The organism is Paenibacillus sp. R14(2021) (assembly GCF_019431355.1).
Taxonomy (GTDB): domain Bacteria; phylum Bacillota; class Bacilli; order Paenibacillales; family Paenibacillaceae; genus Paenibacillus_Z.
Genome location: NZ_CP080269.1, coordinates 1991212 through 2016695, shown reverse-complemented (window position 1 = coordinate 2016695; position 25484 = coordinate 1991212). Strand labels below are relative to the sequence as shown.

Sequence of the window (25484 nt, the reverse complement as noted above, 5' to 3'; positions counted from 1 at the left end):
TTATGAATGTAAATGATTTTGATTTTGAACTGCCGGAGCATCTCATTGCGCAGACGCCGTTAGCGGATCGTACTTCGTCGAGGCTGCTGACGTTGAGTAAGGAAAACGGCAAAGTGGAGCACCATGGCTTCACGAAGCTCGCGGACCTGCTGCAAGCCGGTGATACGTTGATATTGAATGATACACGCGTAATGCCGGCTAGATTGCTCGGCGTGAAATCCGATACGGGCGCGAAAGTAGAGCTGCTGCTGCTGAAGCAGCTGGCTGACGACCGATGGGAGACGCTGGTGAAGCCGGGCAAACGGCTTAAGATCGGCGCCCAGCTGGCTTTTGGCGACGATGGCACAGGCGAGCCTTTGCTCCGGGCTACGGTAGTCGGCGAAGGCGAGATGGGCGCGCGGGAAATCGCGTTTCATTATGCCGGGATATTCAATGAGCTGCTCGACAGGCTTGGCGAGATGCCGCTGCCGCCTTATATTAAAGAGCGATTGGACGACCGCGAGCGTTACCAGACCGTATATGCGAAGCATGAAGGCTCCGCGGCTGCCCCAACGGCAGGGCTTCATTTCACGAAGCCGTTCCTGGAACAGCTGGCAGCGAAAGGCGTTCGCATCGGTTACATTACGCTGCATGTGGGCTTAGGTACGTTTCGGCCAATGTCGGTCGATACGGTGGAAGAGCATACGATGCATACCGAGTATTATGAGCTGAGCGAAGAAACGGCCGCGCTGCTGCGGGATGCGAAGTCGCGCGGCGGCCGCATTATTGCCGTAGGAACAACTTCTGCGCGAACGCTTGAAACCGTTGCGACCCGGTTTGCGTATGAAGAGGTGCAAGCCTGCAGCGGCTGGACGGATATTTTCATATTTCCGGGCTACGAATTTAAGCTGGTGAACGCCCTGCTTACGAATTTTCATCTGCCAAAATCTACGCTTGTCATGCTTGTCAGCGCATTGGCGGGACAACCGGCGATCATGCGGGCGTACAAGGAAGCCGTAGAACGCGAATACCGCTTCTTCAGCTTCGGAGACGCAATGTTCATTTACTAGGAATAGAAAGAGGAAGAGTGCAAAGTGGCAATCACATACGAATTGATTAAGACCTGCAAGCAGACCGGCGCCAGATTGGGCCGCGTTCATACGCCGCATGGCGTCATTGAAACCCCGGCGTTTATGCCGGTTGGCACACAGGCAACGGTGAAGACCGTCAGCCCTGAAGAGCTGAAGACGATGGATGCTCATATTATTTTGAGCAATACCTATCATTTGTTTATTCGCCCTGGACATGAGATCGTCCGCCAAGCGGGCGGCCTGCATAAGTTCATGAACTGGGATCGTCCGATTCTGACGGACAGCGGCGGTTTCCAAGTATTCAGCTTGAGCAACATGCGTAAGATCAAAGAAGAAGGCGTTGAATTCCGCAACCACTTGAACGGTGACAAAATGTTCATCTCGCCGGAGAAAGCGATGGAAATCCAAAATGCGCTGGGCTCCGATATTATGATGGCCTTCGACGAGTGCGCGCCGTATCCTGCCGAATATGATTACGTGAAACAATCGCTCGAGCGGACGACACGCTGGGCAGAGCGCTGCCTGGCTTCGCATGCAAGACCGCATGATCAAGCCTTGTTCGCAATTGTGCAGGGCGGCATGTATGAAGACCTGCGCCGTCAAAGCGCGACCGAGTTGACTTCCATGGATTTCCCGGGGTATGCTATTGGTGGTCTCAGCGTCGGAGAACCGAAGGATTTGATGTACAATGTACTGGATTGTACGGTTCCGCTGCTGCCGGCGAACAAGCCTCGCTACTTGATGGGGGTCGGTTCACCGGATGCGCTGCTGGATGGGGCGATTCGCGGCATTGATATGTTTGACTGTGTCCTTCCGACACGTATTGCCCGCAATGGCACGACGATGACCAGCTCAGGCAGACTTGTGATCCGGAATGCGAAGTTTGCGGATGATTTTGGTCCGCTGGATCCGGAATGCAGCTGTTACACCTGCACCAACTACTCGCGTGCTTATCTTCGTCACTTGATTAAGGCAGACGAAACATTCGGCATTCGCTTAACAACGATTCATAACCTGCATTTCCTGCTTGAATTAATGAGAGGCGTTCGTCAAGCCATTATGGAAGACCGCCTGCTTGATTTCCGGAATGAATTCTTTGCGAAATACGGGTTGTTCGAGAATAGTAAAGGATTTTAAGGAAAGGGGTGAATTGAAATGTCAGGAGCAGCATCTATCCTTCCGTTTATTTTGATGTTCGCGGTATTCTATTTCTTGCTGATTCGTCCGCAGCAGCGTAAATCGAAACAGCGTAATTCCATGCTGAGCGGGATCAAGAAAGGCGACAAAATCGTAACGATCGGCGGTATGCACGGTACGATCGTTGAGCTTACCGACGATTCCGTCGTACTTCGCGTCAACGATTCTACTAAGATTACGTTTGACCGCAGTGCGATCAATACGGTGTCTTCCTCAAGTGCAGCCGTATCGTCGGCAACGCCAGTCATGGTGAAAGACGAGAAGGCGGAAGAAATCAAAGGCTAATCGCCTGAGATCAAAACAGCATGGAAGCCGGACAAGCAGAAGACCGAAATCTTCTGCTTGTCCGGCTTCTTTTATTTGCGAATTAAAGAACCGGCATTCATAGCTTCCATCATCGCGGCGAATACTATACGATGACAATGGAGCTGGAGGTGGAGCCGATATGGCTGGATGGCTGGAAATTACACTTCGGACGTTAACGGCGGTTATTTTTTTACTGTTGATGACGAAGCTGCTGGGCAAGAGGCAGGTAACGGAGTTGTCCGTATTTGAGTATATTACGGGTATTACGATTGGTAATTTGGCTGGTTATATTTCCTTGGATACGGATGCGAAATGGTACTTGGGCATGGTCTCCTTAGGCGTGTGGGTCGCGATCTCGCTCGGTATTGAGCTGCTGCAAATGAAGAGCAAGCGGGTGCGGAACTGGATTGACGGCAAGCCGACGGTTCTGATACAGAAGGGGAAAGTGCTGGAGCGCAATATGAAGAAGGAGCGTATTACGACGGACGAGCTGCTTCAGCAGCTCAGGAAGAAGGACGTGTTCAAGCCGGCTGACGTGGAGTTTGCGATTATGGAAGCAAGCGGAGCAATCAACGTGATGCTTAAGTCGGAGCATCAACCGCTTACGCCGAATCAGCTAGGTATTAAGGTTGCAACGGAGCATGAGCCGCAAACCGTTATCATGGACGGGAAAGTGCTGCTGGAGCCGCTGTCCTCAACAGGTTACAACGAGCAGTGGCTGACGAAAGAGTTGAAGAAATCGAACGTAAAGGTCGAGGAAGTGTTTTTAGCGCAAATCGATAACTTTGGTTCCCTCTATATCGATCTCTATGATGACAAGATAAAGCAGCCAAAGAGCCAGAATCAGGCTGCGCTGCTTGCAGCTCTGAAGAAATGCGAGGCGGACATGGAGATGTACGGTCTGCTAACGGACGACGAGAAGGAGAAGCAGCAGTATGCGGCTTGCTCCAAGACGCTGCAGCAGCTCATTGATGATGTACGGCCGCTTATCTATCAATAATAAAACGACCGTTATTCAACAGGCAGTGATGCCTGAGAACAACGGTCGTTTTCGTTTTGTTTATGCCTATTTCGCGTCCTCGCGCAGGTAATTGACGGGTGCTTGCGGAATGACATTTCCGCGTCGTCCCCGAAGGGACCACTGTATTGTACTGAGCCGGATGCCGACTGTGGAAGCGATCGTTGCGAGAACAAGTCCGCCGCACATGTCGATCAGCCAGTGGATGCCGAGATAGAAGATCGTGAAGATAATAACGACGGCGCTGATACAGCAGAACCAGGCCCATTTTTTGATGCCGGAACGTACCGCCAGAATTGCGAGCGTAACGGAAATAGAGGTATGCAGACTCGGGAAGCAATTGTCGAGACCAGAGAGGGCCCGATATTGATTCTCGAAATCCGGGAACACCTTCAGCATCAGGAAGCTGACATGCTGCGGATCATGGTACCAAACCTCGCTCACGGGAAGGAACAAGTAGAATGGTATGGCGATCAGATAGTTCATCATAATGGCGTAGCACGTCGCGTAGAACATGACCTTATTTTCGCTGCGCTTTGTATAAATACCGATGGAAGCAATGAGCAAGGCCTGAAAGACGACAACGTACATGAATGCGAGAATAGGCGTAAGCCATTCGCTCTGGAACGTATGCTGCAGATTCGCGACGAAGTTGCCTTCGATGGATTGGAATAGGTTGGCGTAATCATAGGTGTTGGTTATGTTTTTCTCGATAGACAGCTCAAACTTATTACAGAAAAGAATTAGAATCAAAGCTGCAAAATGGAACAGATATTTGCGGCTGAAAATCATCTCTTTTACAAATAAACCGCCGATTTTGAATGGATTGTAAGCAGCTCCGTACCAAATCAGCACAATGACGGTTAAAGTCGTATAAATCGCAACCGTCGTCATGTTGTCAAACAAAGTCATGATCCTTTATTTCCTCCTAAATGATGCTGCATGGTTTTGGCACGCCTTAGTATAACACACTTTGAAGGGAGGATTACAAATTCCAGGCATGCCGAATCCAATTAGGAGCGCTTCGTATTTACGCCAACCATGCCGCCGAAGGCGCCGCATAAGAAAGTTTCGACCAGCATGGTCAATGTTCTGCCGCTGAAGCCTGTATTGCTGGCAAGAAAGCCGATGAGCAGGACAAGAATGCCGTACGCGATGCCGAGCATGCCGCCGAAATACCAGCCGCGCTGACTCGAACGACGCCCCGAAACAAATCCGCCCGCAAGCGAGGCGCAGCCATGTACCATCATGCTGTACATCGGAAGCTCCGTTTCCTGCATACTTCCCCACCTTAGAAACGCAGCTAAGAGCAGCGCTCCGGCCGCCAGCCAAAAAGAGGCGTAAAGCATGCCTGAGAGAAGCGGCGAAGTAACGTGAACCTTGGGGACATTTTTGATCGCGTTAATCGGTTTCATGGGATCCCTCCAATTATTCGTTTCATGTTCATGATTATTACAACATATGGTCAAGCTGGCGGGATTAGTACAAGTTGGACGCCCCTCGCTAGGGTCCGTTATAATATGAAGACACATAAGGGAGGAGCTCAGCCATGCATGACATACTCGTTGTCAGCGAGAAAGCAAACTGGCAAATTATATTGACGGTCATTATTTTTCTCATTACTTACGCTGTTGTCATAACGGAGCGAATGAATCGAGCAGTCGTCGCGCTAAGCGGGGCCGCAGTGATGATGATTTTCGGAATCGTGGATGCGCGTACGGCTTTCTCGGAGCACGTGGAGTGGGGAACGATTTTTCTTCTGATCGGAATGATGATTCTGGTTGGAATTACGAATAAAACAGGCATTTTTCAATATGCTGCCGTTAAAGCGGCGCAAGCAGCTAAAGGTGATCCCAAGCGAATACTGGTGGCGCTGGGGCTGCTGACCGCGGTCGCCTCCGCTTTCCTGGACAACGTGACGACGGTATTGCTCGTCGTACCCGTGACGCTCTCGATTACCCGAATGCTGAGATTAAACCCGGTACCGTACCTGATTACTGAAATCATGTCCTCCAATATCGGAGGGACGGCAACATTAATCGGAGACCCGCCTAATATTATGATCGGTTCGGCCAATCCTGGGCTGACGTTTAATGATTTTCTGGTTAATTTGTCTCCGATTATCATCATCGTCATGCTGGTGACGATTCTCCTGCTCGTCTGGTATTATCGCAAGCAGCTCGTTGCCCAAGAAGCGGACAAAGCCGAATTAATGGCGCTCGATGCGAAATCGTATATCAAGCAGCCCGCCCTCATGCGCAAGTCCATTGCTGTCCTACTGTTAACCATTACCGGATTTGTCTTGCATTCCGTACTCCACGTGGAGGCCGCCGTTGTTGCGCTTTCCGGTGCCATGCTGCTCATGCTGATCGGCGTTAAGAAGGAGCAGGCAGAGGAAGCGTTCGACGCCGTAGAATGGGAGACGATTTTTTTCTTTATCGGATTATTTATCTTGGTCGGTGGATTAGTTGAAACCGGTGTGATCGAGAATTTGGCGGCTCGGACGCTGGAAATCACTTCCGGCGATATCCCCTATACCGCTATGCTCATCCTGTGGGTATCCGGCATCGCCTCCGCGACCATTGACAACATTCCATTCGTGGCTGCGATGATTCCGCTTATCCAGGACATGGGCAAGGAAATAAATGCAGCAGGGAATCCGGAGCTGATGAATTCGCTATGGTGGTCGCTGTCGCTTGGCGCGTGCTTGGGAGGCAATGGAACATTGATTGGCGCAACCGCGAACGTCATCGTGGCCGGCATGGCGGCGAGAGAGAATAAAGGGTTCAGCTACATGGAGTTTTTGAAAATCGGAGCACCGCTCACGCTGCTCGCACTCATGCTGTCCACCGTTTACGTGTATCTGTTCCTGTTACCATAAATTCGAATGAAGCCCTTCGTATGACGTCTTGTCCAGCAGGTGACAATAGGTGTACCTTACGTTGGGAGGGTGGTTCTGATGGAATACGGCGTTTACATGTTCCGTACGCTTCTCATCTATTTTGTCGTGTTTGTCATTATGCGGCTGATGGGCAAACGGGAAATCGGGAAGCTGTCCGTGTTCGATTTGGTCATCTCCGTCATGATCGCGGAAATCGCGGTTTTCGTGATCGAGGATACGAAGCGGCCGCTCCTTGAAGGCATCGTGCCCATGGCGGTTCTGCTTGTCGTTCAAATTCTTATTGCGATGGTTTCGCTTAAGAGCCGCAGGCTGCGCGTATGGTTTGACGGGAAGCCGACGGTCTTGGTTGAACGGGGAAAGCTCAACCGCGAGGCAATGCGCAAGCAAAGGTACAACTTAGACGACCTGCTTTTGCAATTCAGGGAAAACAAAACGAATATCGCCGATGTAGAATTCGCGATCCTGGAGACAAGCGGGAAGCTCTCCATCATTCAGAAGGACAAGAAGCAGGAAGATTTGGCGCAGGGCAGCAGCCGCTCATTAGAGCATAGGAGTGAGGGACTTCCGGGGGTTTTTCCCCGCAACTACCGGTTTGAATCTCTGCCGGTCGCGCTCATTATGGACGGGGAAATCCAGAAGGCGAATTTGGAACAGTTGGGAAAGGACCGTTTTTGGCTCAATAATCAACTGAAGCAGCACGGCATTCAAGATGTTAAGCAAGTGTTTCTGTGCACGATCGATCACCGCGGCAAACTCTATATGGACGCGAGGCGCGGAAGAGGCCCGTATAAATAGTAAGCTATGGAGGAAGGCATCGATCCATCACGGACCGATGCTTTTCTATTAGGGGCGAAACCATTTGCCGACCAAGGGCAGTCTTGCTGCATCGTAACGGTCGATAATGCGAAGCAGCACCATCAGAATCAAGTAGATGACGATGCCGGCGAAGCAAGCGGTCATTAAGTTTAGCCATAAAGCCGGCAGCGCTTTAAGATTCATAACGAACAATGATGCAGCACCCATGATGAGCATGGCTGCGCCAACCTTCAAGAAGTCGAGCGCATTCATTCGGAAGCCAACGAACCTTGCAACGCTGACCCAGTGGAGCACGGTTACGAGCACGATATTAACGTTGATAGCGATTAAGGCGCCGTAAATGCCGAGCGAAGGCATGGATGCGAGATTGATGATTAGCACCAGCTTCACGACGGCGCCGAGGAACGTGTTCATCAGCGCGGTAGAGGGCTTGTCAAGCGCCTGAAGAGCAGCCTGAAGCGGCGCCTGCATATAGATGAACAGGCCGGCAGGCGCCATCCACTGCAGCATCGGAGCGATTTCAACATGGTTATAGAGAACGCGGCAGATGGGTTCAGCGAACAGAAGCATGAAGACGACAAACGGCGCACCGGTCACGAGCGCGAGACGCATCGATTGATGAAGCCGCTTATGGATCGTAATCCGGTCGCCTTTGGCGGCCGCTTCGGACAAGGACGGCACAAGAGAAACGGCGAGCGAATAAGTCAAGGCGGTCGGAAGCAGCAGAATGGGAATAATCATCCCCTGCAGCGCTCCGTATTGAGCCGTAGCCGCTCCCGTGGCGATGCCAGCGGCTAGAAGCGCCCGGGCCGTAAGAATTGATTCCAGCAAATAAGAGAACGAACCGATCATCCGGCTTGCCGTTACCGGTACAGAGAGGCTGATCAGCTTGCGCATGACCGGAATACGGGCTGCTAAGGGAGTGAACGGGTTAGCGCCTGAATCCGTTACAGTTGAGGTTGACCCAACACTTTGAGTGCAGCTCGTATCGGGGTAGGCTGCCTCAGCCAGCTTTCTGCGATCGCTTGCAAATTGGAGCAACAGTACGGCAAGTCCGGCGATTTCGCCGGCAACAACGCCGAGCATCGCGCCGGCTGCTCCCCAAGCGAGTCCGAACGGCAGCAGCCACTGCGCGAACAGGAGGGCGAAAATAATCCGAACGACGGTTTCCAGCGTCTGCGACATCGCCGTTGGAATCATATTGTGCTTTCCTTGAAAATAACCCCGATAAACCGACGAGATGCCGATAATAAGCAGAAGCGGGCTCATCATACGAAAGGTTTGGAAAACGCGCGGATCGGTCATCAGATGCGTCGTTATCCAAGGCGTCAGCCAAACGAATAAGACGGTAAGCGCCAAGGATAAAGCGAATGTGAGCACCATGGCTGCTCGGAAGATTTGTTTCACGCGCTTCGCATTGCCTTGTGACTCGGCTTCGGCAATCCATTTGGCGACGGCAAGCGGAATGCCTCCCGTTATAAGTGTTAGCAGCACAATAAGGAAGGGATAGCCAAGCTGGTAAATCCCGACCCCTTCGGCCCCGATAATGCGGGGGAGCGCGATTCTGGGAACAAAAGCGAGGATGCGGTTCACGATGCCTGCCACCAGTAGAATTAATGCGCCTTTCATGAACGTTTGCTTGATCACGTCAGTTCCTCTCCCTTTGCCGCGAACATGTCCTATTCGTAATACTTATGCGCGGCATGTCCGCTTCCATGCTGTCAAATTTTTGTTTGGTCGTTTAAGCGGCAGGAATACGTTAGTGAAGAGGCGAATGAAAGTAACAGCAGCCGGAGATGGAGGAGGTCACGAAGATGACAAGCGAAGACGAGCCAATGACAGACGAACAATGGACCGCAACGATCGAACAGCTCTGCACCAGCAAAGCGGAAGAGTTCCGGTTAATCGGTTACGAGCATGTAACCGGGAACGAGGTCTGGCAGTGCGTGAATGATAAGTATGCCAAGACAGGCCAGCCGGCCAGGCATCAGGTGGTTAACGATATTTTGTCGCTGAAAGTGACAAAATTTATGAATTTTTTAACGCTGAGCGCGTATAAAGGAACCCATTTTTAAAAGATGGGCTCTTTTTTTTGACTCGATTTTGAGCCATCGGTATAATAGGAATATTGAACACAGTATTTAAGGGGGAACTGAGGGTATTATGAATCGTCGACTGTTAGCGTTTATACTCATCATCGCCGTGTCAATCGGCGTCGTTGCGGGCTTCTCGAAGTGGGTCGTTAACGATGTAAAGCTTGGCCTGGACTTGAAAGGCGGATTTGAGATTCTGTATGAAGCTCAGCCGATCGAAGCCGGAGGCAAAGTAACGAAGGAATCGTTGATCGAAACAGCCAAGAGCCTGGAGAGCCGTGCGAATGCTACAGGTGTCACAGAGCCGGAAGTAACAACGGAAGGCACGAACCGCATCCGGGTTAAGATCGCGGGTGTGACCGATGAGAACAAAGTTCGTGATGTCCTCAAGAAGCCTGCTGAGCTTACGTTCCGCAGCGCGCGGGGCTGCGCAGCCGACAAGGGCTATTGCAAGATCGAGCTTCACGGCAGCGACTTCAAGCAAAACGGTGCCGACGTTCGCCAAACGAACTTGAACGAATACGAAATTACGATCAAAATGAAAAGCGCGAGCAAATTCGCTGAAATCACGCGCGAAATCGCTAAACTGAGCGCATCGGGCACGAACCAGCTTGCGATCTACCTCGATGAAAAAATGCTATCCGCGCCGAATGTCTCGGGGGAGATCCCCAGCACGGACGCTTCCATTACGGGATCGTTCACGCGCGAAGAAGCATACGATCTTAAAAACACGATCAACCTCGGGGCACTGCCTTTGAAGCTGACGGAGAAATACTCCCAAAGCGTAGGCGCTACGCTGGGTAAGCTTTCCCTGCAGGAAACAGTGGATGCGGGAATCATCGGCACGGTGCTGATTCTGATCTTCATGATGGTTTTCTACCGTCTGCCGGGCGTTATCGCAAGCTTCTCGATCGCCGTTTATATCTGGCTGCTTCTGCTAGGGTTTAACTTGATTCATGCCACGCTCACGCTGCCTGGTATTGCGGCCTTCATTCTCGGTATCGGGATAGCCGTCGATGCCAATATCATTATGGCGGAACGGATCAGGGAAGAGCTGCGCAGCGGCAAGAGCATTATGTCTTCGCAGAAAGCGGGCTCCAAGAGCTCCTTCCGCACGATTATCGATGCGCACGTAACGACTGCAATCGCAGCGCTTGTGCTGTTCTTTATCGGGGTGGGATCGGTTAAAGGCTTCGCGGTCATCCTGCTTCTAAGTATCATCATCAGTATTTTGACGAACGTTTTCTTCTCGCGCCTGCTCCTCTCGCTGATTGTCCGAAGCGGCTTAGTTAAGAAGAAATCCTACCTCGGAGTGAAGGAGAGTGAAGTGCGTGCGCTATAGTGGGTTCGGTAATATTTCCGAGGGCAAGTTCAGTTTCGTTAAGAAAGCCCGTTACTTCTTTATTTTCTCGATCATCATTACAGCTCTCGGCATCCTGACGCTGGGAATTTTCGGATTGAACTATGGCGTCGACTTCAAGGCCGGCTCCAGCGTCGATATTTCCCTGAAGAAGGATTTGTCCAGCAAGAAGGCTGACATCGAGCAATTCCTGAAGGACAATGATTTCGGTTCCCCTGGCCTTACAGTAGGGGCCAGCCGAGTAACGCTTCGGTTCGATGACGTATTGTCTGACCAGAAAGAAAGAGCCTTGAAACAGGGCTTTACGGAGAAGTTCGACAAGAACGCTTCCATGGAAGTCAACACGGTCGACGTTGAGATTGCGAAGGAGCTCCAGACCAATGCGCTGAAAGCGGTCCTCGTTGCAAGCATCGGGATCGTCATCTATGTGAGTATTCGATTTGAGTGGCGCTTTGCCGTTGCCGCGATCGTGGCTTTGCTGCATGATGCGTTCATCGTTATCAGCTTGTTCTCAATCTTCCGATTGGAAGTGAACCTGCCGTTTATCGTGGCGGTATTGACCATTATCGGTTATTCCATCAACGATACAATCGTTATCTTCGACCGCATTCGAGAAAACCTTCGGTTTGCGAAGCTTAAGACGCATGAAGATATCGAGAAAGTGGTCAACGAGAGTATTTGGCAGACCTTAACACGTTCCGTTAACACGGTTATGACTGTAATCGTGGCTGCGCTCTGCTTGCTGATCTTCGGCAGCGTATCGATTAAGCTGTTCTCGCTTGCGATCCTGTTCGGTCTCATAAGCGGTGCGTATTCCTCGATCTTCATCGCGAGCCCGCTCTGGCTGTTGCTGAAGAGCAAACAAAAACCGAAGACCAATGTCAAGTCTTCGGCTGCTTCGTAGTAGAATAAGCTATAGTAAGATAGCCATGAAGTATCGCAAAAACTTAGCCTATGCTTTCGGAGTGAGTTTTTGCTCGCAGGCAGTCAATCAAAGAAGTATCGCAAAAACTTAGCTTATGCTTTCGAAGTGAGTTTTTTGCTCGCAGGCAGTCAATCATGAAGTATCGCAAAAACTTAGCCTATGCTTTCGAAGTGAGTTTTTGCTCGCAGGCAGTCATTCAAGAAGTATCGCAAAAACTTTTAGGAGGCGTCCATGACAGCGAACCAACGTTACGCCAAAGCGGAGTCTGCAGCATGGACCGGGCTTATCGGTAATGCCTGCATCGCAGCGGTTAAAGGCGGAGTCGGGATGTTAACGGGCAGCAAATCGCTGCTCGCCGATGCCTGCCGATCGGCTTCTGTTGCTGCCGCATCGTTCGTCTCCTTAACCGGCGTTCGCCGATGCAGGCAGCTTGGGTCACCGCACGCGCCTGTGCCGGCATCGCGGGGCCGCTCGGAAGCCGCGACAGGAGTAATGGCTTCGATTCTTCTTATGATCGTCGGCCTTGAAATCGGGATTTCCGCTATCAAGTCCATAGCGGACGGCATTGAGGAAGGCCCAAGCTGGCCGGCTGCCGTTGTCGTGTTTGCAGCGTTTCTGTTAAGGGAGCTTCGTTTTCCGGTTAAAGAACGGGGCGCAGATCTTTATGCATCGCTTGCCGCCCTCGTAGGTACGGGCGGCGCCATGCTGGGCAAGCCGCTTGATCTGCCGGTCTTATATTATTTTGATCCAGCAGCATCGCTAATCATTGTTGTTATCGTCTTCTCCAGCGGGTACCGCGTCGCATCGGCATCGGTCATGCGCAGCCGGTATCTCGAAGTGGAAGCCGGTGATCTGTCCGAGCTAAAAGCGGTCGTGCAGCGCATGGAAGGCGTCATCAACGTCGAAGTGCTGCGGGCGCGGGAACATGGGCATTATGCGGTGGCAGAGGTTGTCATCAGCGTTAACCCTCGTATATCCGTATTGGAAGGCAATGAAATCGCGAAACGGGTCAAATATTTCATCATGAAGCGGTTTAACCATATGACGGAAGTGACTGTGCACGTAGAGCCTTACGATCCCGGCTATCCGTACAAAACAAATCATGAAGCCAATCATGAACAACTTTCAACGCTACTGCAATAGCAGCAGCGTTCATTTTTTTGATAAGGAGGTGTCCGGTAATTGATGCAGTCGAAAACACGCTGGAGCCTCGCGTCGCTCGGCATTGAAGGCGAAGCACGCGCCGCCGCGCTCGCGCGTTCACTGTCGCTGACGCCGCTCATTGCAAGGCTGCTCGTACAGCGGGGCTATGACCGGATTGAAACGGCACGCCAGTTTTTAAACGGCGGCTTGGAATGCCTGCATGATCCATTTCTTCTGAAGGGCATGCATGAGGCCGTTGAGCGGATCAGGCTTGCCAAGGAACGCGGAGAGCGTGTGCGGATATATGGCGATTACGACGCAGACGGCGTTTCTTCCACAACGCTGATGACGTATCTTTTTGCCAAGCTGGAGCTGGATTTCGACTATTACATTCCGCACCGTACGCGGGAAGGATATGGCTTGAACAAAGCGGCTCTGCAAGCTGCGGCAGATGCAGGCTTCACGTTGATTGTGACCGTGGATACGGGAATCAGCGCGGTTGAAGAAATCGCTTTTGCCGCTGAGCTTGGTGTTGATGTGGTTGTCACGGATCACCATGAACCTCCGCACGAGCTTCCCGCAGCCTATGCAATCGTTAACCCGAAGCAGGAGGATTGTACATATCCGTTCAAAGGCTTGGCTGGCGTCGGGGTAGCCTTCAAGCTGGCAACGGCTTTGCTCGGAGAACCGCCGATTGCTTGGACGGACGTTGTGGCGCTTGGGACCATCGCCGATTTAATGCCTCTGACCGATGAGAATCGGGTGCTGGTCCGTTTCGGCCTCGAGCAGCTGCGGCAAACGGACAAACCGGGCTTTCGCGCCTTGGCAGAGGTGGCGGGTATCGACATGCCAGCTATGCTGGCGTCGAACGTCGCATTTGGAATGGCGCCTCGGATTAATGCAGCGGGACGGCTGGACCATGCGAACCTCGCCGTTGATCTCTTGACTGCCTCGAACGACGAGAAGGCGGCCGCAGGAGCGTTGCAGCTCGATGCGCTGAACCGGGAACGTCAGCAAATCGTAGACACCATCGTGGAGGAAGCCCAGACAATGTGGGCTTCCAAATGCCTGGCCGCACAAGAAGCAGGAAGGCCCGAGCCATCCGTTATCGTTCTCGCCGGAGAAGGCTGGAATCCAGGCGTCGTCGGTATTGTCGCCTCGAAGTTTATCGAGAAATTCTATAAGCCGACATTAATTCTGGGCATGGATCCAGGCAGCGGCAAGTGCAAAGGCTCCGCCCGCTCAATTGAAGGATACGACCTGCATGCGGCACTGACGGCTTGCGATGCGATGCTGGATCATTACGGCGGACATCAGGCGGCGGCAGGCATGACGCTCCATCGCGATCAGCTTGCTGCATTCGAAGAGAAGCTGTCGCAGCTGGCGGACGAGTGGTTGACGGAGGAAGACTGGATTCCGAAGACGACGGTCGATCTGACCTGCAAAATGGAGGATGCTACGCTTAAAGTCAGAGAGCAGCTGGCGCAGCTTGAGCCTTTCGGCATCGGCAACTCGGCGCCAAAGCTGCTGCTAACCGGCATTACGCTCGCCGAACGCAAAACGATGGGCAAGGAAAACAAGCATCTCAAGCTGTCGCTAAGCGGCCAAGGCAAACTGCTCGACGCTGTCAGCTTCGGAAGCGGCCATCTGGCGGAACGCATGTCGCATGGCGCCTCGATTGAACTTGTGGGCGAACTGGCCGTTAATGAATGGAACGGACAGCGCAAGGCGCAGTTCATGGTGAATGATTTACGCATTCCCCATATTCAGCTTTTCGATAAACGAAGGGAAGCCGGCGGCGAATCGTTTCGAACGCTGCAAGCGCTGCTCAAGCAGCCTGGGCTTCGGCAAGGCATCCTGCTTGTCCCGGATTCCGCCTGGCAGGAGGCCGTGGAGCAGAACGGAGAGCTCGCGCTTCCTGGCGAGATTACCCTCTTGACATACACAGCCTTGATCGGTCAAAGTGTACAGGGCTCCAACTTAATTCTATTCGGCAAGCCCCCTTCAACGGAGATGCTGTCCGATGCACTCACAGCGTGTCAAGGACTGGAGGCCGTATACCTCTTGTATGGCAGCAGCAAGGAAGATGGTGAGTTCCCAACGCGGGAGCAATTCGGCGCGCTTTATCAGCAGCTGAGACGCGAATGTCCAATTCCCGAAGAGGGCTGCAACGAGACGCTCTCATTGAAGCTGCATCGTTCTTCCGAAACGATAGGGCTTATGCTCGACGTATTCAAGGAGCTCGAGTTTATTCAATCATTTGACGGCATGATTATCTTAAATTCTGTAACGGGCAAGAAAGAGCTCTCGCACTCGCAAGCTTACCGAAAAGGACAACGAACCGCAGAATCCAATGCGCTGTTCAGCGCACCGGTCAAAGTGCTCTCCGACTGGATAACCGTTCAATCGACGCTCGGCCAACAACAACCAAACGAAGGAGCAAAATAACGATGAACTATAAAGACTATATCCGCATTATCCCAGATTTCCCGCAGCCGGGAATCCGCTTCAAAGACATCACGACGCTGACGAATAACGGTGCGGTTTACGCCTCGGCGATTCAGGAGATCAAGCAAGCAATTGCGGACAAGCAAATCGATCTGATTGCCGGTCCAGAAGCGCGCGGCTTTATTATCGGTGCGCCTCTTGCGATCTCGCTCGGCGTCGGATTCGTCCCGATCCGAAAGAGCGGCAAGCTGCCTGGTGAAGTCGTTGAAGCAAACTATGACTTGGAATATGGCAAAGACAAATTGTGCATCCATAAGGACGCTATCCAACCTGGCCAAAAAGTGCTGATCGCCGACGATCTCCTTGCAACAGGCGGAACGATCGCGACGACGATCAATCTCATTCGCCAGCTTGGCGGCGAAGTCATCGGATCTGCGTTCTTGATCGAGCTTGGCTACTTGGACGGCCGCAGCAAATTGGACGGCATCGACGTCTTCTCGCTCGTCACTTATTAAGCATAACCGCAAGCGCCGGACGCGGGAGCATGGGCTCCTGTCTTCCGGCGCTTGTGTGTAGCCGGAGCTGCTCGATGATCTGCTGCTAGGACGTTCGCAGCAGGAGGTTGACGGAAAGGCTCGAAAACAGGCATAATAGTAGGAAAAACTCGGGCTACACCGATTGTCTGCAGGTATTCAAATGATTTGGAGAGCATAGCGTGCCAGCAGCGCGGGCTTTTCCGGAAAGGGACATTCATGGGCATAGAGCAGCTACTCGATAAAGCGTCAACCTATATGAAGGAACAAGATCTGAAACGGATCACGGAAGCTTACGAATTTGCAGATCAAGCCCATCACGGGCAGGTGCGCAAGTCGGGAGAGCCGTATATTTTGCATCCGGTAGCCGTAGCGGAAATTCTCGTCAACATGCAGATGGATGTGTTGTCGATTATTGCCGCACTCCTTCACGATGTGGTTGAAGATACAACTGTCCCGTTGGAAGCCGTACGGTCCCGGTTCGGAGAAGCGTGCGCAGCCGTCGTCGACGGTCTGACCAAGCTGGAGAAAATTCAGTTTCGTTCCAAAGAAGAGCAGCAGAACGAGAATTACCGCAAAATGTTCGTTGCGATGGCACAGGACATCCGTGTAATTTTAATCAAGCTGGCTGACCGGCTTCATAATATGCGTACGTTGAAATATCAATCCGAAGAAGCTCAGCGCCGTATTGCCTATGAAACGCTTGAGATATTTTGTCCTATTGCGCATCGGCTCGGTATTTCCGCTATTAAGTGGGAGATGGAAGACATCGCCCTTCGGTACTTGAACCCGCAGCAGTATTACCGCATTGCGAATCTCATGAAGAAGAAACGCGCGGAGCGGGAGCAATACATCACCGACGTGATTGGACGGATTACGGAAAAGCTGGACGATATGGGCATTGAAGGCGACATTTCCGGCCGGCCGAAGCATATCTATAGCATTTATAAGAAAATGACGGCGCGCAGCAAGCAGTTTAACGAGATTTACGATTTGCTGGCGATCCGGATCATCGTCGAAAATATCAAGGACTGCTATGCGACACTGGGCATCATCCATACGCTGTGGAAACCGATGCCGGGCAGGTTCAAGGACTACGTCGCGATGCCGAAAGCGAATATGTATCAATCCCTCCATACGACGGTCATCGGGCCTACGGGCGAGCCGACCGAAGTGCAGATACGGACATGGGAGATGCACCGTACCTCGGAGTTCGGGATCGCTGCGCACTGGGCGTACAAAGAGGGCGGCGTCGTGCCGGCAGGCTCATTCGAGGACAAAATGACATTGTTCCGCGAAATTATCGAGCTGCAGCACGAAGCCAGCGATGCTTCCGAATTTGTCGAATCGCTGAAGATGGATTTCTTCTCCGATCTTGTTTTTGTATTTACGCCGAAAGGCGAAGTGTTCGAGCTTCCCGCTGGCGCGGTACCGCTTGATTTTGCCTATCGGATTCATACGGAAGTCGGTAACCGTACGATCGGCTCCAAGGTGAACGGGCGTATTGTTCCGCTGGATTACAAGCTCAAAACGGGCGATATCGTTGAAATCCTCACCTCGAAGCATTCCTATGGACCGAGCCAGGACTGGATCAAAATTGCGCAGTCGTCGCATGCACGCAGCAAGATCAAACAGTGGTTCAAGAAGGAACGCCGTGAAGAGAACGTCATCAAAGGCCGTGATCTCATCGAGCGTGAGCTGAAGCGTCTGGGGCTGGAGCCGCCGAGCTTCATGTCGGATACGCAGCTGCAGGAAGCCGCGTATAAGTTTACGTTCAATGACATCGAAGATATGCTGTCGGCTGTTGGATTCGGCGGCATTACCGCAGCCCAGATCTGCACGAAGCTGACGGAGAAAATGCGCAAGGAAGCCGAAGAAGCGAGTCAAATCGAGCTCTCCCATGAAATGAAGGAAGTTAAATCATCGACTACGCTTCGCAAAACGCGGCCGACGCACGGCGTATCGGTTAAAGGCGTTGACAATCTCCTCGTGCGCTTCGCGCGCTGCTGCAACCCGGTTCCTGGGGATGAGATCGTCGGCTACATTACGCGTGGCCGCGGAGTTTCCGTGCATCGTATGGACTGTACGAATCTCTCGGCCAGCTCCGAAGGCGAAGAAGCTGCGCGTGTGATCGAAGTGCACTGGGAAGAATCCGTCGAAGCGAATTACAGTGTCGATATTGAAATTACCGGTCATGATCGCCCCGGCATGCTCAATGAAGTGCTGCAGGCGGTTTCGGAGAGCAAAACAAACATACTGGCAGTTTCCGCTCGTTCGGATAAAAACAAAATGGCCATGATCCATATGACGGTGCTTATTCGGCACATCGAGCATTTGCAATCTGTCGTCGAACGTGTCAAACGTGTTAAAGATGTGTATTCCGTTCAGCGGATTATGCAATAACAACTTTCTTCGGGTAAGGAGTCTTTAGGGCAAATGAAGGTCGTCGTTCAACGCAGTAAGCGAGCATCTGTAGTGATAGACGATGCTGCAGTCGGTGCAATTGAGAAGGGACTCGTGCTGCTGGTCGGCATCACCCATACGGATACGGAATCGGATATTCGGTGGATGGCGGAAAAAATCGCGGGATTGCGAATTTTCGAAGATGACGGCGGGAAAATGAATCTCTCCGTTCAGGATATCGGCGGTTCCATCCTTTCGGTCTCGCAGTTTACGCTCTACGGTGACTGCCGAAAAGGCCGGCGCCCGAACTTTGTGGCGGCAGCAAGGCCCGAGCAGGCCGAAGGGCTGTATGATGCTTTCAATGCAGCGCTGCGGGCCAACGGCTTGCATGTAGAGACAGGCAAATTCGGCGCCATGATGGACGTATCGCTCATCAATTGGGGACCTGTGACGCTTATTATCGAAAGTCAGTCGTAACGAAGGACGGCATCTTTGATGCTGTCTTTTTTGTGTTAGAACGGCGAGAAGCGGGCAACACTAGACATATCTAACCCGCGCAGCCCGTCTGCGTCTGACATCGTGGAGGTCGATTACCCGAATGCACCAGTCTCGCAAAGAGCAAGGCGTTATCCGTACGTCCCATCGTTTGCTGCACGCCGAACGGCAGGAGGCTTTATTATTTGCTTTGGATGAGGGGGGGGACGACCCCCTAAATCCCCCTAGAAGGGGGACCCCAAGGGCCCCGGCCCTCTGGACACCCGGACAGTAGAACGAGTTGGGTGGCAGAGTGCGTTTGAGCTGCTGCTTGCCCGGCTCGTTTTCGTCCCTGTGGGACACACTTTACATTTGGAGCTGGGATGCGTGACCAGGCACTGCTTCGCAGTCGCGGTCACGTAACGGCCCGCGTGCGCTTGCGGGCAAGGGATTATAGTGCGTGACCAGGCACTGCTTCGCAGTCGCGGTCACGTAACGGCCCGCGTGCGCTTGCGGGCAAGGGATTATAGTTCGTGACCAGGCACTGCTTCGCAGTCGCGGTCACGTAACGGCCCGCGTGCGCTTGCGGGCAAGGGATTATAGTGCGTGACCAGGCACTGCTTCGCAGTTGCGGTCACGTATGGCCCGCGTGTGCCTGCGGGAGAAGTTGGTTGGAGGGATTTGGTTGTGACCGGGCACTGCTTCGGGTTGCGGTCACGTATGGCCCGCATGTGCCTGCGGGGAAGTGCTAGCGGACGACAAGAAATCGCTTTATTTTTTGTAATAAAACTGTAACTTATTTTCAATGATTCTCTAACATGGTCTGCCTATAATAAAAGTTGACCCCCTTTTTTGAATATATTATTGACGGACCTACAACTTGTTTGTAGGTTTTTTTCTGTCCTCTAAGCTCAAACTATAGCCATATCGAAATCGGTTAAGGTTGAGCGGGAGGAATGAAGCATGCGCAAATGGGTTGTTTTTATCGTCGTGGCCACTTCGATTACATTATTTGATATTTGGATGGACATATGGCTGGGAGAATCACTGCATACTTCCTTGCACCATATGCTGCGTCTGTTCCGCTCCATGTCTACACTTGAGGTTCTGTATTTAGTAATCATACTCGTGCCGTTCTTCTTTGGTCCTCTAATTCACCGAATGATCCAGCCTGGCGCCCAGCCTTCGCTTGCCGCAAGCGCTGCTGGGACACATTCTGGCAATGAACATTCCGGAAACTCTGCGCAGCGAAATCCCTTTGACTCTAATTCGAGGAATCAGACTGACTCGAATTCGATTGAGAGTCAGCGCTCTTCTTCGACTGATTCTGAACAAACTCCGAATCCTGACCGTTCGACGCAGCCGCAGAACTCTCCTGATTCGCCGGATTCTGCTGGTTCTGCTCAGCCTGAGAGTCAGTCGAATCCTGATCATTCGACGCAGCCGCAGAACTCTCCTGATTCGCCGGATCCTGCTGGTTCTGCTTCGCCTGAGGATCAGTCGAATCCTGATCGTTCGACGCAGTCGCAGAACTCTCCTGACTCACCGGAGCCTTCTGGTTCTGATTCGCCTGAGGGTCAGTCGAATCCTGATCGTTCGACGCAGTCGCAGAACTCTCCTGGCTCACCGGAGCCTGCTGATTCTTCTCCGCCTGAGGGTCAGTCGAATCCTGATCATTCGACGCAGTCGCAGAACTCTCCTGGCTCACCGGAGCCTGCTGATTCTTCTCCGCCTGAGGGTCAGTCGAATCCTGATCGTTCGACACAGCCTCAGAACTCTCCTGATTCACCGGAGCCTGCTGGTTCTGCTCCGCCTGAGGGTCAGTCGAATCCTGACCGTTCGACGCAGCCGCAGAACTCTCCTGATTCGCCGGATCCTGCTGGTTCTGCTTCGCCTGAGGATCAGTCGAATCCTGACCGTTCGACGCAGTCGCAGAACTCTCCTGGCTCACCGGAGCCTGCTGGTTCTGCTTTGCCTGAGGGTCAGTCGAATCTTGACCGTTCGACGCAGCCTCAGAACTCTCCTGGTTCGCCGGAGCCTGCTGGTTCTGCTCAGCCTGAGGGTCAGTCGAATCCTGACCGTTCGACGCAGCAACAGGGCTCTCCTGGCTCATCGGAGCCTGCTGACTCTGCTCCGCCTGAGGGTCAGTCGAATCCTGACCGTTCGACGCAGCAGCAGGGCTCTCCTGGCTCATCGGAGCCTGCTGACTCTGCTCCGCCTGAGGGTCAGTCGACTCCTGATCGTTTGACGCTGCCGTTTGATTCCCCGGTTCCGCCTTCGCAGAGCTCTGCGGCTGCCCTTGAGATATCGTCCCAGACGCGTCAGTTGACGCAGTCTGTTTCTGAACAGGCTGATGAATCCCGCCCTGTTGGCCCGATTGGGGTTCAGCTTTCGTCTGATTCTGAGTCTGCTCCGGTAGGTTCGCCTGCTGAGGTTCAGGCGAGCTCGACTTCGACGCGGTATCAGATGCCGAAGCCGGTTGCATTGGAGAACCAACATTTTCAGACGCCGACCCCGCTGTTGGAGCTGCATTCGCTGCAGATCCCGCGCCCGGCACAGATCCCGTTGCTGCAGAATTTGAGTTCGCCGAATAATTTGAATTTGCCTTCTGAACAGAACCAGCCGTTTTCCCCTGATCCTGCTGATCTTGTTCCTCCTGAGGGATTGTCATCATTTCCATCGGCGTCACGTCAACCTCTGCTTTAAGCGCGGCCGCAGCTTTCTTGCGTACTTTAAGGATCAGCAGAATGAGCAGCGGAATTCCGGCCTGGAACGGAAGGTGGAAGTATGGAGGGATGATGACTAGGCCTTCCTGCAGATGCTCGCTGATATTGCTCGCATTGATGATGGACGAGAGCAGGATGCAAAGCCCGATCGCATAAGCGAGCCTGGCATAGGATTCTTTGAATAAATCGGCTGCTGCGATGACCGCGGCAAAGTAAAACGTTCCAATTTTGAAGAAGCAGGTTACGATCATGGTTAGAAGCACAATTAGATCAAGACGCTGCAAAAACTCCGCAATGTTGATCTTGCTGATCGTCGTAAATAACGGAAACGTCGAGCGGCTGACGATATCCGTACCCAGAACGCCGATATTCAGAGAGGCCATGACGCTCAATATAATACCGCTCATGAGCATGCCGGCGAGTCCGGTGCGGATCGTTTTCCCGGATTTGGCGACGAAGGGCATCAGCATCAGGAAGGCGATCATTTCGCCGAACGGAAACGTGTATGTGAGCGGGAATACCGTGGACAAGACCGGCTTAATCCCTCGTCCAAGCAACGGCAGTAATTGATTGATGTCGAAGAGATCGGAGATGAAGATGAGGATGATGCAAAGCACGATCAGCACCATCGTGACGCCGAAGAAGAATTGTACGGTGCGCGCAAATACTTCTATCCCCCTTGAAACGGCATAGGCAATGCACACCATCATCATGGCCTGAATGGGCAGCAGTGGTGTTTGATCGTATGCGACGGAAGTCAGCAGCTCGCCGAAATCACGTAGATTACGGGACGATATATAGGCAAAATAAACGACATAAGCAAAGCCCAGCAGCCAGCCGACCCATTTGCCAAGCGCAGCGCGCATCATTTTTGTATAGACGACCGTCGGGAACATGCGGTAGAGCGAACCGTAAACAAGTCCGAATACAAGCATGCCGAGCAGCATCGCCATTAAGATGGCCATCCACGAATCCTGTCCCGCCTTAATGCCGATCGCGATGACGAGGGCGTTTCCAAATTCGTACATGACCACCCAAGTGAACAGTTCGCTTAAGCTGATTGTGTTTTTTTGCATACGTTCAGCCCTCCTTAGATTCATTTATTCTCGATTTTCAGAAATGTCGTGGAACGCATGCCTGTCCGAAGAATGGCCGAATCCACCGAATAGTCTACAACGGCGCTAGCGTATTTACGGTCCCAATCAACCTTCAAGGTGTTCCAGGCTTTTGGATATTTCCTGGAAAGCACGAGGCCAAAGCCGATGGAATCCATTTGCCTCTTCTGTGTTTCCTCCACAATGGCCCTCATCTCGTCCTTGATCGACTGATTCCATTTTGCCTGCAGCATGCCGATCGTGTCCGGCCTGTCGATGGGCAGCTTGCAGGTCATTTCGCTGATCACCCCTTCTTCCACGACATGAACGCGAAAATGCGGCTTGCCGCTTACGAGCTTGACCGTTATTTTCGTTTTGGACCGAAGCGTTTCGATGGAGACGCCGTTCTTTCGCTCCTCACAGTCAAGCATCGTGATCGTACTGTTCATTTGGTTGTTTAACCGAACCAGACCGCGTGCTTTGTTACCGTCGATCCAGCGTACGAGTTTCTCGTTCTTAAAGAGGCCGATGCCGCTGATTTCCATTGTTGCCGCCGGACGCGTCGTCTCCAGATTGGATTTCTTCGTTTCCATCGACTGATCGCCTTGAATCCGGATTCCGTTCAACGTTGGATTTTTGCCCGGGCTGATCAAATCCCGAATGATGTCGTCGATTTGCCAATCCAAATTATGAGACCAAACCTTCGTCGTTCTCTTCATTTCGCCGATTGCGGCATTGGCTTGAATAGGCTCGAGCGGCACGACCGCCGAAATAATATCCTGTGCTTTTCCGTTTCGGGCGATAAGCATGTTAGCCGTCATTCTCGTCTCATGCGACCGCTCAAAGAAATCAAAAACCTCGTTAATCCCTTCCCGTGCGACTTCTTCGCCTAGCACAACCAAGCGGACATGCGAGAAGAACAGCTGCCGCGGAACTTTCTTCGATGCGCTGCGGATCGCTTCGAAGATCGAGGAGCCCTTCGACGTATAGACCGTCGTCGTCGTTTCAAGCCCTGCTGGACCGCCGCTGACGCTTGAGATTTCCGTTGGATTCACGACCTGGAAGGACAGCACATATTGCGACGGGTCGTCTGCACGGTCGATGCCGATTGCGGTAATGATCGCAAGCTCCGTAATTTCTCGGTTGTTCCAGCAGCCCGTCAGCAGAATAACCGCCGATAACGAAACGATAAGCAGCCGGATCAGCCTCATGACAGCTTCCCTCGCTGTTTCGGCTGATTGAATCCTGCGAAGGAGGACTCACCTTTCAGGTGCTTGCGCTTGTTGAAGGGGAGTCGAACCAGGATATCCTTGTGCTGCTTCAGCTTAAACGGCGTAAACGGCGCGAGAAAGTGCTCTCCGATCGAACGGAGGCTGTTCAAATGGATGACAAGAACGATGATACCGAGCGAAATGCCGTAAAAGCCGAGAAATCCAGCAAGCAGCACGAACGAGAATCGCAGCAGCCGCGCAGAAATCGCAAGACTATAAGAGGGTGTCGAGAAGCTGGCGATCCCTGTTACTGCAACCACGATGACCATGAAATGAGAGACGATGCCCGCTTGAACCGCAGCCTCGCCCAGCACGAGAGCGCCGACGATTGATACAGCCTGACCAACGGTCCGTGGAAGACGGATTCCGGCTTCCCGCAGGATCTCAAAGCAGATCTCCATGACGAGCGCTTCCACGAGCGCAGGAAAAGGGACGCTCTCGCGGCTGCCCGCCAAGCTGATCAGCAGCGATGTCGGAATCATCTCCTGATGGAAGGTAATGAGCCCCACGTAGAAGGAAGGACCTAGCAGGGCAATGACGAACGACGTATATCGAAGCAGGCGCAGAAAAATTCCGATATCATACCGTTGGTAGTAATCCTCGGCAGACGTGAAGAATTGGGCAAGCACGGTCGGGACAATCAGGGCGAAGGGAGTACCGTCAATCAGAAGCGCAATGCGGCCTTCCAGAAGATTTCCAGCTACGACGTCAGGTCGTTCCGTATTGTAAACGGTAGGGAAAGGTGAATAGGAGGGATCCTCCAATACTTCCTCGATGTAGCCGGATTCCAAGACGGACTCGAGCGTGTTCTCTGCCAGGCGGCGCTTGACCTCGGCGACGACCTCTTCCTTCGCAACGTCTTTCATGTACATGAGAATAACGGACGTATTCGTGACGCTTCCCATCGAAATTTCTTCCAGCCACAGTTGTTTGTTGCGAATTCGGCGACGGACGAGCGCGATATTGGTACACAGCGATTCCGTGAAGCTGTCTTTCGGTCCCCGGATGACGACCTGCGTGCTCGCTTCCTGGATATCACGCATTTGGCCGCCTTTCGTACAGCAGCTCAATGCGAGCGGCACGCCGTCCAGCAGGAGAATGGAATTGCCGGCGAGCAGGGAGGCAATGACTTCATCGAATTGTTTCAATTCGAAAATCGAACCAAGCGTCAGCTTGTTCTTCATCTCCGACCAGGCTTGCAACATCTGCGAAGACACTGGTATCGTGCCGTTAGATGGCGAGTCACCGGGCTGCGGCTCCGATTGATGCGGGGCTTGTCCGTTCTCAGATTGGCTGGCTGCTTTTTGACCGTTATTCCGAGTCTCGCCCAGAAGCGTCCACAACACATTTTCGGATACGGATTGTATATCGCTGATGCCTTCTAAAAAGATCAACGAAGCGTTGACTGGGTTAGGGCAGGCATAAATAAAGTTGCGAACGATAATATCCGGACTGGAACCTAATTCGTTCAAAATTCCGGTTACATTGTCGGAAACAACGGAAAACAGCATTTCTTGCTGCTCCCCAGAACTGGATGAACTGGAGCTTGATTTGGCGTTTTCATTCGAATTCGAATTCGAATTCGGGCCTCCGTTGAATCCGATGATCGGCGGTGCATACATAGAAGCGTCCACTCCAGTCTTGAGAGATTTCCTTGTATTTTCTCCTTTTGGTAAATTTGTTATGCGGCATTCGAGTGATGAGC

At 52.5% G+C, this 25484-nt stretch carries 20 protein-coding genes; 14 read left to right on the top strand and 6 right to left on the bottom strand.

What is annotated here, in order from left to right:
- Positions 1-2: 2 nt before the first annotated feature.
- The 4 genes from queA (at position 3) to KXU80_RS09520 (ending at position 3573) form a co-directional block, all read left to right on the top strand.
- Positions 3-1049: a tRNA preQ1(34) S-adenosylmethionine ribosyltransferase-isomerase QueA gene (gene queA, locus KXU80_RS09535; protein ID WP_219837947.1), complete on the top strand. Its 1047-nt coding sequence runs from the start codon at positions 3-5 to the stop codon at positions 1047-1049.
- Between the two features lie 24 nt (positions 1050-1073).
- A complete protein-coding gene (gene tgt, locus KXU80_RS09530) occupies positions 1074-2207 on the top strand; it encodes a tRNA guanosine(34) transglycosylase Tgt (RefSeq protein WP_219837946.1) in 1134 nt (377 codons plus the stop codon).
- An 18-nt stretch (positions 2208-2225) separates the two neighbouring features.
- Complete coding sequence (yajC, locus tag KXU80_RS09525; RefSeq protein WP_219837945.1) at positions 2226-2552, top strand: preprotein translocase subunit YajC; 327 nt, start codon at positions 2226-2228, stop codon at positions 2550-2552.
- A gap of 160 nt (positions 2553-2712) precedes the next feature.
- Complete coding sequence (locus KXU80_RS09520) at positions 2713-3573, top strand: DUF421 domain-containing protein (protein ID WP_219837944.1); 861 nt, start codon at positions 2713-2715, stop codon at positions 3571-3573.
- A gap of 66 nt (positions 3574-3639) precedes the next feature.
- Here KXU80_RS09520 and KXU80_RS09515 read toward each other — a convergent pair whose 3' ends face one another.
- Together KXU80_RS09515 and KXU80_RS09510 are read right to left on the bottom strand one after the other, a co-directional pair.
- Positions 3640-4503 carry a phosphatase PAP2 family protein gene (locus tag KXU80_RS09515; protein WP_219837943.1) on the bottom strand — a complete coding sequence of 288 codons (864 nt, stop codon included), beginning with the start codon at positions 4501-4503 and terminating at the stop codon, positions 3640-3642.
- 101 nt (positions 4504-4604) lie between these two features.
- Entirely contained in the window at positions 4605-5006 is a 402-nt protein-coding gene (locus tag KXU80_RS09510) for a TIGR04086 family membrane protein (RefSeq protein WP_258171335.1), read from the bottom strand.
- A gap of 134 nt (positions 5007-5140) precedes the next feature.
- Between KXU80_RS09510 and KXU80_RS09505 the strand changes: the two genes are divergently transcribed.
- Both KXU80_RS09505 and KXU80_RS09500 read left to right on the top strand, forming a co-directional pair.
- Positions 5141-6472 carry an ArsB/NhaD family transporter gene (locus KXU80_RS09505; RefSeq protein WP_219837942.1) on the top strand — a complete coding sequence of 444 codons (1332 nt, stop codon included), beginning with the start codon at positions 5141-5143 and terminating at the stop codon, positions 6470-6472.
- A gap of 78 nt (positions 6473-6550) precedes the next feature.
- Complete coding sequence (locus KXU80_RS09500) at positions 6551-7288, top strand: DUF421 domain-containing protein (protein ID WP_219837941.1); 738 nt, start codon at positions 6551-6553, stop codon at positions 7286-7288.
- A gap of 48 nt (positions 7289-7336) precedes the next feature.
- Here the strand turns inward: KXU80_RS09500 and KXU80_RS09495 are convergent, their stop codons facing one another.
- Positions 7337-8956 carry a putative polysaccharide biosynthesis protein gene (locus KXU80_RS09495; RefSeq protein WP_219837940.1) on the bottom strand — a complete coding sequence of 540 codons (1620 nt, stop codon included), beginning with the start codon at positions 8954-8956 and terminating at the stop codon, positions 7337-7339.
- A 167-nt stretch (positions 8957-9123) separates the two neighbouring features.
- On the opposite strand from KXU80_RS09495, the gene KXU80_RS09490 reads away from it, so the two are divergent.
- The 8 genes from KXU80_RS09490 (at position 9124) to dtd (ending at position 18691) form a co-directional block, all read left to right on the top strand.
- A complete protein-coding gene (locus KXU80_RS09490; RefSeq protein WP_219837939.1) occupies positions 9124-9384 on the top strand; it encodes a post-transcriptional regulator in 261 nt (86 codons plus the stop codon).
- An 88-nt stretch (positions 9385-9472) separates the two neighbouring features.
- Positions 9473-10744, top strand: a complete 1272-nt coding sequence (gene secD / locus KXU80_RS09485) for a protein translocase subunit SecD (RefSeq protein ID WP_219837938.1) — start codon at positions 9473-9475, stop codon at positions 10742-10744.
- A complete protein-coding gene (secF, locus tag KXU80_RS09480; RefSeq protein WP_258171334.1) occupies positions 10734-11666 on the top strand; it encodes a protein translocase subunit SecF in 933 nt (310 codons plus the stop codon). Before secD ends, secF begins: the two co-directional genes overlap by 11 nt.
- Before the next feature lie 252 nt (positions 11667-11918).
- On the top strand, positions 11919-12830 hold the full coding sequence (locus KXU80_RS09475; protein WP_219837937.1) for a cation diffusion facilitator family transporter: 912 nt from the start codon (positions 11919-11921) through the stop codon (positions 12828-12830).
- Between the two features lie 42 nt (positions 12831-12872).
- Positions 12873-15278: a single-stranded-DNA-specific exonuclease RecJ gene (gene recJ / locus KXU80_RS09470; protein ID WP_258171434.1), complete on the top strand. Its 2406-nt coding sequence runs from the start codon at positions 12873-12875 to the stop codon at positions 15276-15278.
- A gap of 2 nt (positions 15279-15280) precedes the next feature.
- Complete coding sequence (locus KXU80_RS09465) at positions 15281-15793, top strand: adenine phosphoribosyltransferase (RefSeq protein WP_219837935.1); 513 nt, start codon at positions 15281-15283, stop codon at positions 15791-15793.
- Positions 15794-16030: 237 nt separating this feature from the next.
- The gene (locus KXU80_RS09460; RefSeq protein WP_219837934.1) at positions 16031-18214 is read left to right on the top strand and encodes a RelA/SpoT family protein; all 2184 of its coding nucleotides are present in this window, start codon (positions 16031-16033) and stop codon (positions 18212-18214) included.
- Between the two features lie 33 nt (positions 18215-18247).
- Complete coding sequence (gene dtd / locus KXU80_RS09455; protein WP_219837933.1) at positions 18248-18691, top strand: D-aminoacyl-tRNA deacylase; 444 nt, start codon at positions 18248-18250, stop codon at positions 18689-18691.
- A gap of 1261 nt (positions 18692-19952) precedes the next feature.
- On the opposite strand, the gene KXU80_RS09450 is transcribed toward dtd, so the two are convergent.
- From KXU80_RS09450 to KXU80_RS09440, 3 genes are read right to left on the bottom strand one after another with little or no spacing between them, the layout of a single operon-like run.
- Positions 19953-22490, bottom strand: coding sequence for a GerAB/ArcD/ProY family transporter (locus tag KXU80_RS09450; RefSeq protein WP_219837932.1), 2538 nt, complete (start codon positions 22488-22490; stop codon positions 19953-19955).
- 20 nt (positions 22491-22510) lie between these two features.
- On the bottom strand, positions 22511-23719 hold the full coding sequence (locus KXU80_RS09445) for a Ger(x)C family spore germination protein (RefSeq protein WP_219837931.1): 1209 nt from the start codon (positions 23717-23719) through the stop codon (positions 22511-22513).
- Positions 23716-25290, bottom strand: a complete 1575-nt coding sequence (locus tag KXU80_RS09440; protein ID WP_219837930.1) for a spore germination protein — start codon at positions 25288-25290, stop codon at positions 23716-23718. Before KXU80_RS09440 ends, KXU80_RS09445 begins: the two co-directional genes overlap by 4 nt.
- Positions 25291-25484: the final 194 nt, after the last annotated feature.